Genomic DNA, 13,115 nt, shown 5'->3' with positions numbered 1-13,115 from the left:
GCAGGTATAAAAAAAGCCCTGAGTATTCACTCAGGGCTTCGAAGGAGAAGCCTGACGGTGTGCTACTCTCACATGGGAAACCCCACACTACCATCGCCGCTATTGTGTTTCACTTCTGAGTTCGAAATGGATCAGGTGGTTCCACAATGCTATCGCCGTCAGGCATAAACTGGTCACAATCTTGATTGTAGTTTTAAATTTGTTCGCTTTATTCTGTTTTTCGCTTTCGCTTCGAGTTTAACCCAATAAACATTTGGCGTTGTATGGTTAAGCCGCACGGGCAATTAGTATTGGTTAGCTCAATGCCTCACAGCACTTACACACCCAACCTATCAACCTTGTAGTCTACAAGGGCCCTACAGGACCTCTAGGGTCTGTGAAAACTCATCTTGGGGCTCGCTTCCCGCTTAGATGCTTTCAGCGGTTATCGATTCCGAACTTAGCTACCCGGCAATGCTCTTGGCAGAACAACCGGAACACCAGAGGTTCGTCCACTCCGGTCCTCTCGTACTAGGAGAAGCCCCCCTCAATTCTCAAACGCCCACGGCAGATAGGGACCGAACTGTCTCACGACGTTCTAAACCCAGCTCGCGTACCACTTTAAATGGCGAACAGCCATACCCTTGGGACCGACTTCAGCCCCAGGATGTGATGAGCCGACATCGAGGTGCCAAACACCGCCGTCGATATGAACTCTTGGGCGGTATCAGCCTGTTATCCCCGGAGTACCTTTTATCCGTTGAGCGATGGCCCTTCCATTCAGAACCACCGGATCACTATGACCTGCTTTCGCACCTGCTCGACGTGTCTGTCTCGCAGTTAAGCTGGCTTATGCCATTGCACTAACCGTACGATGTCCGACCGTACTTAGCCAACCTTCGTGCTCCTCCGTTACTATTTGGGAGGAGACCGCCCCAGTCAAACTACCCACCAGGCAGTGTCCCTGACCCAGATGATGGGCCGAGGTTAGAACATCAAACATACAAGGGTGGTATTTCAAGGATGGCTCCACAACATCTAGCGACGCTGATTCATAGCCTCCCACCTATCCTACACATGTAGGTTCAATGTTCACTGCCAAGCTGTAGTAAAGGTTCACGGGGTCTTTCCGTCTAGCCGCGGGTACACTGCATCTTCACAGCAAGTTCAATTTCACTGAGTCCCGGGTGGAGACAGCGTGGCCATGATTACACCATTCGTGCAGGTCGGAACTTACCCGACAAGGAATTTCGCTACCTTAGGACCGTTATAGTTACGGCCGCCGTTTACCGGGGCTTCGATCAAGAGCTTCTCCATATGGATAACCCCATCAATTAACCTTCCGGCACCGGGCAGGTGTCACACCCTATACGTCTTCTTTCGAATTAGCAGAGTGCTGTGTTTTTAATAAACAGTTCCAGCCACCTGGTTACTTCGACCACCTCTCGCTCCAGACGTTAAGCCTTTCACAATAACGTGGCGTACCTTCTCCCGAAGTTACGGTACTATTTTGCCTAGTTCCTTCACCCGGGTTCTCTCAAGCGCCTTAGTATTCTCTACCTGACCACCTGTGTCGGTTTGGGGTACGGTTTTTATTGACCTGAAGCTTAGAAGATTTTCCTGGAAGCCGGGCATCAACTGCTTCGTATCCGTAGATACTCGTCTCAGTTCTCAGTCTTAAGGGCCCGGATTTGCCTAAGCCCTCAACCTACAACTTTTCACTTGGACAACCATCGCCAAGCCAGTTTAGCCTTCTCCGTCTCTCCATCGCAGTCAATAAAAGTACGGGAATATTAACCCGTTTCCCATCGATTACGGCTTTCGCCCTCACCTTAGGGGCCGACTTACCCTGCCCTGATTAGCATGGGACAGGAAACCTTGGTCTTTCGGCGAGCGGGTTTTTCACCCGCTTTATCGTTACTCATGTCAGCATTCGCACTTCTGATATGTCCAGCATGCTTTACAACACACCTTCATCCACTTACAGAACGCTCCCCTACCACTTAATCTAAGATTAAATCCGCAGCTTCGGTTACCAATTTAGCCCCGTTACATCTTCCGCGCAGGCCGACTCGACTAGTGAGCTATTACGCTTTCTTTAAAGGGTGGCTGCTTCTAAGCCAACCTCCTAGCTGTCTAAGCCTTCCCACATCGTTTCCCACTTAATTGGTATTTGGGACCTTAGCTGGCGGTCTGGGTTGTTGCCCTCTTCACGACGGACGTTAGCACCCGCCGTGTGTCTCCCGGATAGTACTCACTGGTATTCGGAGTTTGCAAAGGGTTGGTAAGTCGGGATGACCCCCTAGCCTTAACAGTGCTCTACCCCCAGTGGTATTCGTCCGAGGCGCTACCTAAATAGCTTTCGGGGAGAACCAGCTATCTCCCGGCTTGATTAGCCTTTCACTCCGACCCACAAGTCATCTCCTAACTTTTCAACGTTAGTGAGTTCGGTCCTCCAGTTGATGTTACTCAACCTTCAACCTGCCCATGGGTAGATCGCCGGGTTTCGGGTCTATACCTTGCAACTAAGCGCCCAGTTAAGACTCGCTTTCGCTACGGCTTCCCTATTCGGTTAACCTCGCTACAAAATATAAGTCGCTGACCCATTATACAAAAGGTACGCAGTCACTCCGAAGAGCTCCCACTGCTTGTACGTACACGGTTTCAGGTTCTATTTCACTCCCCTCACAGGGGTTCTTTTCGCCTTTCCCTCACGGTACTGGTTCACTATCGGTCAATTGGGAGTATTTAGCCTTGGAGGATGGTCCCCCCATCTTCAGTCAGGATATCACGTGTCCCGACCTACTTAATATGTAAGCTTAAGTCTTTCGCATACAGGGCTGTCACCTGCTATGGCCAAACTTTCCAGAATGTTCTGCTGGACTTAATCTTATCGGCTGCACCGATTTCGCTCGCCGCTACTTTCGGTATCTCGGTTGATTTCTTTTCCTCGGGGTACTTAGATGTTTCAGTTCTCCCGGTTCGCTTCTTAATGCTATATATTCACATTAAGATACCCTAAAAGGGTGGGTTGCCCCATTCGGAAATCTATAACTCATGCGTCTTTTATCGACTCGTCATAGCTTATCGCAGATTAACACGTCCTTCATCGCCTCCAATTGCCAAGGCATCCACCGTGCACGCTTAGTCACTTAACCATACAACCCGAATGTTTATCAGGTTATACAATAAGCACCATCGTTTATTGAATACTTGGTCTTGCTTGATCAAACTCGTTTCAGTTTTAAATTGAACAAATTTAATTCTCTATTAGAGATATTTACTACAATCCAGATTGTTAAAGAGCAGGTGATTGATATCACTGCAAAATGATTAACATTCACTTTGCGCTGATATCAATAGCTTTATATTTAGTAACCCATTATTTATCTGTGTGAACACTCAGCACTTTAAATAGCATCGTTAAGGAGGTGATCCAGCCCCAGGTTCCCCTAGGGCTACCTTGTTACGACTTCACCCCAGTCATGAACCACAAAGTGGTAAGCGCCCAATGTTAAGCTACCTACTTCTTTTGCAGCCCACTCCCATGGTGTGACGGGCGGTGTGTACAAGGCCCGGGAACGTATTCACCGCAGCATTCTGATCTGCGATTACTAGCGATTCCGACTTCATGGAGTCGAGTTGCAGACTCCAATCCGGACTACGAACAGCTTTAAGGGATCCGCTTACTCTCGCAAGTTCGCTTCCCTCTGTACTGTCCATTGTAGCACGTGTGTAGCCCATCCCGTAAGGGCCATGATGACTTGACGTCGTCCCCACCTTCCTCCGGTTTATCACCGGCAGTCTCCTTAGAGTCCCCAACTAAATGCTGGCAACTAAGGATAAGGGTTGCGCTCGTTGCGGGACTTAACCCAACATTTCACAACACGAGCTGACGACAGCCATGCAGCACCTGTCTCACAGTTCCCGAAGGCACAAGCATATCTCTACGCTCTCCTGTGGATGTCAAGGGATGGTAAGGTTCTTCGCGTTGCATCGAATTAAACCACATGCTCCACCGCTTGTGCGGGCCCCCGTCAATTCATTTGAGTTTTAACCTTGCGGCCGTACTCCCCAGGCGGTCTACTTATCGCGTTAGCTGCGCTACGCACGTCTTAAAGACACACACAGCAAGTAGACATCGTTTACGGCGTGGACTACCAGGGTATCTAATCCTGTTCGCTACCCACGCTTTCGCACCTCAGTGTCAGTAATGGGCCAGGGGGCCGCCTTCGCCACCGGTATTCCTTCAGATCTCTACGCATTTCACCGCTACACCTGAAATTCTACCCCCCTCTCCCTTACTCTAGACAGACAGTTCTGGATGCACGGCCGGAGTTGAGCTCCGGTTTTTCACAACCAGCTTATCTATCCACCTACGTGCGCTTTACGCCCAGTAATTCCGATTAACGCTCGCACCCTCCGTATTACCGCGGCTGCTGGCACGGAGTTAGCCGGTGCTTCTTCTGCAGTTAACGTCACAGATGATGGGTATTAACCAACACCCTTTCCTCACTGCTGAAAGTGCTTTACAACCCGAAGGCCTTCTTCACACACGCGGCATGGCTGCATCAGGCTTGCGCCCATTGTGCAATATTCCCCACTGCTGCCTCCCGTAGGAGTCTGGACCGTGTCTCAGTTCCAGTGTGGCTGATCATCCTCTCAAACCAGCTAGAGATCGTCGCCTTGGTGAGCCATTACCTCACCAACTAGCTAATCTCACTTGGGTTCATCTCGTCGCAAGAGCCTAAGCCCTCTTTAACCCGTAGGTATTATGCGGTATTAGCCATCGTTTCCAATGGTTATCCCCCACAACGAGGCAGATCCCCAAGCATTACTCACCCGTCCGCCGCTCGACGCCGAATAGCAAGCTATTCTCGTTTCCGCTCGACTTGCATGTGTTAGGCCTGCCGCCAGCGTTCAATCTGAGCCATGATCAAACTCTTCAAAAAAAGTTTTAATCTTTGCTTCAATCGTACTGAATTGACTGTTTAGTCACTCAATCAACTGAATAATTTTTTGTCTATTCAAATGATGCGAGTGCCCACACAGATAAATAAGGTTACCAAATTTTTAAAGAACATTTTGCTTGAGCGTTTGTTTTAAACTGCTCAAGTGAGGCGCGCATTTTACGCTTCTCAAGTTGCTTGTCAAGCCTTTATTTTCAATCGTTTAAAACTTTTTAGTTTGAGCCGATTGGGCTTAACTTGCGTCGCTTTGCTTCCCGGCGTTTGTTGCCGTGTCGCTGCGTTGTGGGGGCGCATTATAGAGAGATATTAAGTGCCGTCAATGCTTTTTATTCGATTATTTTAAATTTAGGTTTGTTTGCGCAAATAACAAACAATAAGCGCATAAATCACTCTATTATGTCCCCCTTTAGATAAACTTTACTGCTTTATGATTGGTAAAAAGGCTTAAGCTTTGTAAAATCCCATTATGTTTTTATATATAAGGTATAGATATGAGTAAAGGAAGTGGCATATCCCGTTTGTTATCTGCTTTGTGGTCTACAATTAATTTCACCCGCAAACTGTTTTTAAATATTCTTTTTTTTGGTTTATTGATTATTGTATTAATTGCAGTAACCAAAGATAAAGAAACTTTTGTCCTGACCGAACCGAGCGCTTTGGTATTAAATCTATCCGGTCAATTGGTCGAAGAAAAAACATTTATCAATCCGGTTGATGCCGTAATGCAAGAATCGCTTGGTGGCGACAACCAGCAAGCGGAAATTTCAATACATGATATAAATAAGGTGCTCGAAGCCGCGGCAGAAGATGATAACATCCAAATTGTTGTATTAGAGCTTCAAAACTTGATTGGCGGCGGCCTAAATAAATTGGACTCGATCGGCGAGCGGCTTAATGCCATTAAAGCAAATGGTAAAACCGTTATTGCCAGTGGTGACTATTATACCCGCAGCCAATATTACCTTGCCAGTTATGCCGATAAAGTTGTCATGAACCCTATGGGTTTTGTACAGCTGGATGGATTTAGTGCTTACAATACCTATTTCAAAGATGCGTTAGACAAATTAAAAGTCAGTACTTATATCTTCCGAGTGGGAACTTATAAATCATTTGTTGAGCCTTTTATGCGCAATGATATGAGCGATGAAGCAAAAACAGCTAATCGCGCTTGGTTAACAGATCTGTGGCGCTATTATAAAAACCAAGTCGCCGAACGTCGTAACATTCCTACTAGTAATTTTGATGAACAGCTGACAATCTTCATGGAGAAGTTTGCCGAAGCAAACTATGACCATGCCCAATATGCACTCAATAATCAGTGGGTTGATGAATTAGCCACCCGCGAACAAGTAAAAAAAATGGTTGCTGAAAAAGTAGGTTGGTCTGATTCTAAACGCAGCTATCGCCATGTTGAATTCAATCAATACTTAAATTTAGTGAATCAATCTCAGTTTAACTTAAATCAAGATCAAAAAGTTGCTGTTGTTGTTGCACGAGGCACTATTTATGACGGAGAGCGGCGAGCTGGAGAAATCGGTGGAGACAGCACAGCGAGGTTATTAGAGCGTGCTCGTTTGGATGATTCAGTAAAAGCGGTGGTTTTACGTATAGATAGCCCAGGTGGCAGTGCCTTTGCGAGTGAGGTCATTCGTCGCGAAATCGATTTATTAAAAGCTGCAAATAAACCTGTAGTCGCCTCTATGTCGTCGACAGCTGCTTCAGGTGGTTACTGGATTGCAGCCAGTGCTGATCAAATTTGGGCACATCCAACTAGCATCACAGGTTCAATTGGTGTGTTCGGACTCGCAATGACATTTGAAAACTCGTTTAAAGAGATTGGCATTAATGCTGATGGGGTAAAAACGACAGAATGGCCAGTGATGCACCCTGCGGTCCCGTTATCAGAGCAGACCCAAAAAATATTGCAGAAAAGTACCGAAGCGGTTTATCAAAAATTTGTTAGCTTAGTCGCCAACAATCGTAATATGGCGTTTCAAAAAGCCGAACAAGCGGCACAAGGGCGAGTTTGGAGTGGCGCACAAGCACAAAAATTGGGTTTAGTAGACGAGTTAGGTAGCTTTGATGATGCGGTTCATTCGGCCGCTCAATTAGCAGACATTCAAGATTATTCTGTGCATTTTGTACAGCATGAATTGAGTCAACAAGAAGTTTTTATTAAAAACTTATTGCAGTCGGCTGATGCCTATTTAGATTTTAACTTATTTAGTCAGCCTCAGCTGCCGACCGAACTTGTTAAATTGTACCAACAGATTAAACAAATTAACGCATGGAACGATCCTCAGGGTTTATATGCACTTTGCATAGAGTGTCCTTAGTTTTGTAAGGCCCTATTGATGACTCACTTAAAAACAAAAAACCCTATCCAAGGATAGGGTTTTTTATTGCTGTGAATGCCCAAGTTACAGCAAGGGATCTTGATCTGCCCCTTCTTTTTCTACCACGGTTGGGATCATGTCTTCTCTACTTACACCCAATTTAAGTGCAGCAACACTGGCGACAAAAATCGATGAGTAAGTACCAATGACAACCCCCATTAACAACGCAGTTGCAAACGCATGAATCAATGCACCACCTTTAAAAAATAAAGCCAGCAACACCAAAATAGTGGTTACTGAGGTAATTGTCGTTCGACTTAAGGTTTGTGTTAGAGAGATATTAATAATCTCTGCCACATCATCAATTCTCAACTTGCGGAAGTTTTCACGAATACGGTCAAATACAACAATCGTATCGTTCAGTGAATAACCTATAACAGCTAAAATAGCCGCTAATACGGTTAGGTCAAACTCTAAACCCAAGATTGAAAACAAACCTAAGGTGATAACAACGTCATGCGTCAACGCAAGCACTGAGCCTACGGCAAAACGCCATTCAAAACGAAATGCAACATAGATCAAGATACAGATTAAAGTGATTAACATAGCTAAACCACCCTGCTCTTTTAATTCTTCACCTACGCTTGGACCAACAAATTCGATTCGACGCATCGTTGCTTCACCAGCACTCGTAGTAGAAACAACAGATAGCACCTGATTGCTCAAGGTTTCTGCTTTTACTGTGTCTCGCGGTGCTAATCGGATTAATACATCTGAGCTAGTACCAAAATGCTGTACCACAGCATCTTCAAAGCCACCCTCTTCTAATTGTTTGCGAATATCTGGTAAGTCGGCTGCACTATCGTAACCCACTTCAATCAGGGTACCACCAGTAAAATCCAATCCAAATTGCAAACCATTAATGGCCAATGAGCCAATGGAGCCAAGAAACAAGAAGGCGGAAAATGCAATTGCCAACTTCGCCTGCGACATAAAGTTCACAGTGTTTTTAAATCTAAACCACATATATTGCTCCTTATATCGACAGTTTGCTGACTTTACGACCACCAACAGCGGCATTAACAATCGCACGCGTCACTAAAATCGCCGTAAACATAGAGGTTAAAATACCTATCGCTAAGGTTACCGCAAAACCTTTAATAGGACCTGTGCCTGCCGCAAATAAAATAACAGCTGCAATAAAGGTCGTAATATTAGCATCAGCAATGGTTGAAAAGGCGCTTTCATAACCTTTATGGATAGCCTGTTGGGGCCCTCGACCATCAAGAATTTCTTCTCGAATACGCTCAAATATAAGTACATTGGCATCAACCGCCATACCCACAGTTAATACAATACCGGCCATGCCTGGTAGTGTAAGGGTGGCCCCTGGGATCATCGACATCACACCAACAATGAGTACCAAATTAACTGCCAAAGCAACATTTGCAACAATACCAAAACCTCGGTAATACAGGATCATAAAGGCCAATACTAAACAAAAGCCCCAGAGAATCGCTGTCATACCTAAATCGATATTCTCTTGGCCTAAACTAGGACCAACGGTTCGCTCTTCAACAATTTGAATAGGCGCAATCAAAGCACCTGCTCGTAATAAAAGTGCCAGATTTTGCGCTTCGGCTGCACTATCAATACCTGTGATACGGAAACTGCGAGCTAATCTAGCTTGAATTGTTGCTACGTTAATCACTTCTTTGATGGCTTCAAATTCAATGCTACCATCTGGTTTTTTACGGCCGGTCGGTTTGTACTCAACAAACAAGGTTGCCATAGGTTTACCAATATTATCTTTGGTAAAATGTGACATTTTAGTGCCACCCTGTGCATCTAAATCAATGTTAACTTGAGGACGTTGATACTCATCAAAGCTGGCGTTGGCCCCTGTAATATGGTTACCAGTTAAAATAACATCTTTTTTCAGCACTACTGGCTGGTTGTTGTTACGGTTGTAATAAACCTCAGAACCATAAGGTACTCGACCATTTGCCGCGCTGGCTGGATCAGCATCCTGATCAACTCTTCGGAATTCTAATGTGGCGGTGGCTCCTAAAATTTCTTTTGCCCGTGCCGTATCTTGAATACCAGGCAACTCAACCACGATACGCTCAGCCCCTTGGCGCATGACTAAAGGTTCAGCGACACCCAGTTGATTAACCCGGTTACGAATAATGGTAATATTCTGCTGCAATGCGTACTCTTTAACCTCTTGCACTCGCGCATCCGATAAAGTGGCAGTAATGGTATTTGAATCTTCATTACTTTGCGCAATGGTTAATTCACGAAAGTTCTTACTTAAATAATCTTCCGCTTTTTGAGTTTCTTCAGCATTTCGGAAACTGACTTTAACACCGTTACCAAAGGGCAAGAGATTCCGGTAGCGCAATCCTTCTTCACGCAAAGAGGTTTTAAAATCGGCTTGGATTTCTTCCTGCTTTTTTTGCATAGCGACACTCATGTCCACTTCCATTAAAAAGTGCACACCGCCTCGTAAATCTAAGCCTAACTTCATTGGGCTGCCGCCCAAATCCTCCAACCACTGAGGCTGAGCAGGCATTAAATTTAGCGCTACGATAAAGTCACTGCCCAGCGCTTGCATCGCAATGTCTCGCGCTTCTAACTGACTCTCTGTATCTTTAAAACGCGCTTGAATTTGATTGTTTTCAATCGCTAACGATTGATATTCAATGCCATTTTGCTGCAGAGCCTGCTTAACTTGCTCTAACTGGGCAACATCAACATCACCGCCTCTAGTCGCGGAAATTTGAACGGCCGGATCTTCTCCATACAAATTTGGTAGCGCATACAAAAAACCTGCTGCTACTATAAATAGTAGCAACAGGTATTTCCATACTGGATATTTGTTTAACACAATAGCATCCTATTAGATTGATTTAATGGTGCCTTTTGGCAATACTGCCGAAACCGAAGCTTTTTGAACGGCAACGTCAAACCCTTCGGCTAAAGTAACCATAATAAAGTCTTTATCTTCACTGACTTTAGCAACCTTGCCAACTAAACCACCCTGAGTCAGGATTTCGTCACCTTTACTGATTGAAGCAATCAGTGATTTATGCTCTTTAACACGTTTAGCTTGTGGGCGGTACAACATAAAATAAAAAATTAAACCAAATACCACCAACATAATGATCATTTGCAAACCACCACCTTGAGGTTGAGCGGCGCCCTCTGCGGCATGAGCACTAGAAATTAAAAAATCCATCATTTTTCCCCTTACTTTTTATTAGCTATTAATTTTTAATATTTAAAGGCGGCACAGGTAAATTTCTGGCCGCATAAAATTCTTCAACAAAGGTATCCAGTTTACCTAACGCAATGGCGTCACGTAAATCTTGCATTAATTTTTGGTAAAAACGTAAATTATGAATGGTATTTAAACGTGCTCCCAAAATCTCATTACACTTATCCAAATGATGTAAATAAGCCCGAGAATAGTTTTTACAAGTGTAACAGTCACAATTTTCATCTAAAGGCGAAGTATCAGTTTTATGGCGTGCGTTTCTTAGTTTAACCACCCCATCGCTAACAAAAATATGACCGTTGCGAGCATTCCGGGTTGGCATAACACAATCAAACATGTCTACGCCGCGGCGTACTGCTTCAACAATATCTTCTGGTTTGCCAACACCCATTAAATAGCGAGGTTTATCCGATGGCATTTTGTGGGCTAAATGATCCAGAATATTAATCATATCTTCTTTAGGTTCACCGACGGAAAGCCCACCAATTGCAAAACCATCAAAACCAATTTTTTCTAAACCCGATAAACTCTCGTCTCTTAAGTGTGGATACATGCCACCTTGCACTATACCAAATAGTGCTGATGGATTACCTTGATGAGCATCCTTAGAGCGTTTCGCCCAGCGCAATGATAACTCCATTGATGTTCTGGCTTCTTCTTCAGTGGCAGGATAAGGTGTACATTCATCAAAAATCATCACAATATCAGAACCAAGTTCTTTTTGGACTTTAATGGCTTTTTCGGGCGTTAACTCAATGCGTTCACCATTAATGGGTGAACGAAAAATAACCCCTTCTTCATTTATTTTACGCAGCTCACCTAGGCTAAAGACCTGAAAACCACCCGAATCCGTTAAAATAGGCTTTTGCCAATTCATAAAATCATGCAAATCACCATGTTGGCGAATGATTTCAGTCCCCGGCCTTAACATCAAATGAAAAGTATTGCCTAAACAGATATGAGCCCCCGTGTCCGCTAGCTCTTCTGGCGACATGCCTTTAACTGTGCCATAAGTACCAACTGGCATAAAAGCAGGTGTTTCCACAACGCCGCGGGCAAATGTAAGTCGGCCACGTCTGGCCTGACCATCTGTGGCGAGCTTTTCATACTTCATAAATTCGCTCATAAATAAACCTTAATCTAATTCTTTTTTGATCTGACGCGTTAAAAACATAGAGTCACCATAACTAAAAAAGCGATACTTGTTATCAATTGCCTCTTGGTAGGCTGCTAAAATATGACTTTTACCAGCAAATGCAGAAACCAACATAATAAGAGTCGACTCGGGCAAATGAAAATTGGTAAACATAGCGTCTACCACTTTAAATTGATAACCCGGGTAGATAAATATTTGTGTATCGCCTTGGTAAGACTTAATCAACTGGTCGCCAGCAAACTGAGCTGCACTCTCTAAGCTACGCACTGAGGTTGTGCCAACCGCAATCACTCGCCCACCTCGAGCTTTGCAATCATAAATCGCTTGCACAACATGTTCTGGTACATCGATATATTCTGCATGCATTTTGTGCTCTGTTACATTTTCGACCCGCACAGATTGAAAAGTACCTGCGCCAACATGCAAAGTAACAAATTCGGTTTGCACCCCTTTCGCGGCCAGTTTTTCAAGCAGCACTTCATCAAAATGTAAACCAGCCGTCGGTGCAGCAACTGCCCCTGGGTTTTTCCCATAAACGGTTTGGTAACGGGTTTTATCGGCCGATTCATCGGCACGGTCGATGTAAGGAGGCAAAGGCATATGGCCAAACTTTTCTAGTTGGTCAAGAACGGGTTCAGGGCTTAAAAACTTAAGCACAAAAAGATCCGCTTTGCGCTCGATCATTTCAGCCTCTAATTGGCCTTCTAAAATGATTTGAGTACCAGGTTTTAATGCCTTGTTGGCTTTAACATGAGCAAGAACATGATTGTTATCTAACAACCGCTCGACTAAGACCTCAACTTTACCACCGGTTTTTTTTTGCCCCAATAGCCTCGCTGGAATGACCCGGGTATCGTTAAAAATCAAAAGATCTTTGTCTGATACTAGATCGAGCATTTCTGAAAAGATTTTATGCTCTGTTTGGCCTGTATTGCCATCCACCACCAGCAGCCTGGATTGGCTCCGTTCTTCGGTTGGATAGCGGGCGATCAGTTCGTCGGGTAGATGGAAATAAAAATCGGATACTCGCATTATAAAATCACTTAGTTATTGAGCGCGTTAGTCTATTGCGAGCGGCGCTTAATAGCAAGTTTTTGGCCAATAATCAGGTGAATTAACAAGCATTTTAAAGATCCCAAACCTGTAATTTAATTACAAAATAATGGATAAAACTATGTTAAATATTCAATAACAACCTGTTAAACAACTGGTTTAAGCTAATTTTTATAAAAAACCTGTTGTAAAATTACAGATTAGGGTTATACTAAACACATCTTTGAAAAACACGGTTCATTTGTTTTTCTAGACATCCCTTTGTTAGTGCTTGAGTGCCTTTTAGGCATTTTTTAACGCCCGGTCCCCCAACTGGGCGTTTTTTTTATCTATTGCTTAAC

6 protein-coding genes and 3 rRNA genes are annotated in these 13,115 nt (G+C 44.3%); 1 reads left to right on the top strand and 8 read right to left on the bottom strand.

What is annotated here, in order from left to right; genetic code table 11:
* Positions 1 to 49: 49 nt before the first annotated feature.
* The 3 genes from rrf to C727_RS0106760 form a co-directional block, all read right to left on the bottom strand.
* Positions 50 to 163: ribosomal RNA gene (rrf, locus tag C727_RS0106770) — 5S ribosomal RNA — on the bottom strand.
* A 100-nt stretch (positions 164 to 263) separates the two neighbouring features.
* Positions 264 to 3,137 (bottom strand): 23S ribosomal RNA (locus C727_RS0106765).
* A gap of 266 nt (positions 3,138 to 3,403) precedes the next feature.
* Positions 3,404 to 4,931, bottom strand: a 16S ribosomal RNA gene (locus C727_RS0106760).
* Together the 16S, 23S and 5S rRNA genes form the textbook arrangement of a ribosomal RNA operon.
* A 509-nt stretch (positions 4,932 to 5,440) precedes the next feature.
* Here C727_RS0106760 and sppA point away from each other — a divergent pair.
* Positions 5,441 to 7,285, top strand: a complete 1,845-nt coding sequence (gene sppA / locus C727_RS0106755) for a signal peptide peptidase SppA (RefSeq protein WP_017444871.1) — start codon at positions 5,441 to 5,443, stop codon at positions 7,283 to 7,285.
* A gap of 84 nt (positions 7,286 to 7,369) precedes the next feature.
* On the opposite strand, the gene secF is transcribed toward sppA, so the two are convergent.
* The 5 genes from secF to queA are packed head-to-tail and all read right to left on the bottom strand — an operon-like array spanning position 7,370 to position 12,753.
* Positions 7,370 to 8,311 (bottom strand): protein translocase subunit SecF, encoded by a 942-nt coding sequence (gene secF, locus C727_RS0106750; RefSeq protein WP_017444870.1) that lies wholly within the window; start codon positions 8,309 to 8,311, stop codon positions 7,370 to 7,372.
* 10 nt (positions 8,312 to 8,321) lie between these two features.
* Positions 8,322 to 10,175: a protein translocase subunit SecD gene (secD, locus tag C727_RS0106745; protein WP_017444869.1), complete on the bottom strand. Its 1,854-nt coding sequence runs from the start codon at positions 10,173 to 10,175 to the stop codon at positions 8,322 to 8,324.
* A 12-nt stretch (positions 10,176 to 10,187) separates the two neighbouring features.
* The gene (gene yajC / locus C727_RS0106740) at positions 10,188 to 10,526 is read right to left on the bottom strand and encodes a preprotein translocase subunit YajC (RefSeq protein WP_017444868.1); all 339 of its coding nucleotides are present in this window, start codon (positions 10,524 to 10,526) and stop codon (positions 10,188 to 10,190) included.
* Positions 10,527 to 10,554: 28 nt separating this feature from the next.
* Positions 10,555 to 11,679, bottom strand: a complete 1,125-nt coding sequence (gene tgt, locus C727_RS0106735; protein ID WP_026052599.1) for a tRNA guanosine(34) transglycosylase Tgt — start codon at positions 11,677 to 11,679, stop codon at positions 10,555 to 10,557.
* Between the two features lie 21 nt (positions 11,680 to 11,700).
* On the bottom strand, positions 11,701 to 12,753 hold the full coding sequence (gene queA, locus C727_RS0106730; RefSeq protein WP_017444866.1) for a tRNA preQ1(34) S-adenosylmethionine ribosyltransferase-isomerase QueA: 1,053 nt from the start codon (positions 12,751 to 12,753) through the stop codon (positions 11,701 to 11,703).
* Positions 12,754 to 13,115: the final 362 nt, after the last annotated feature.

The sequence above is a fragment of the Gayadomonas joobiniege G7 genome (assembly GCF_000300815.1).
GTDB lineage: Bacteria > Pseudomonadota > Gammaproteobacteria > Enterobacterales > Alteromonadaceae > Catenovulum > Catenovulum joobiniege.
Note: the sequence above shows the minus strand (reverse complement) of the source record. Positions and strands in the feature narration are given on the sequence as shown.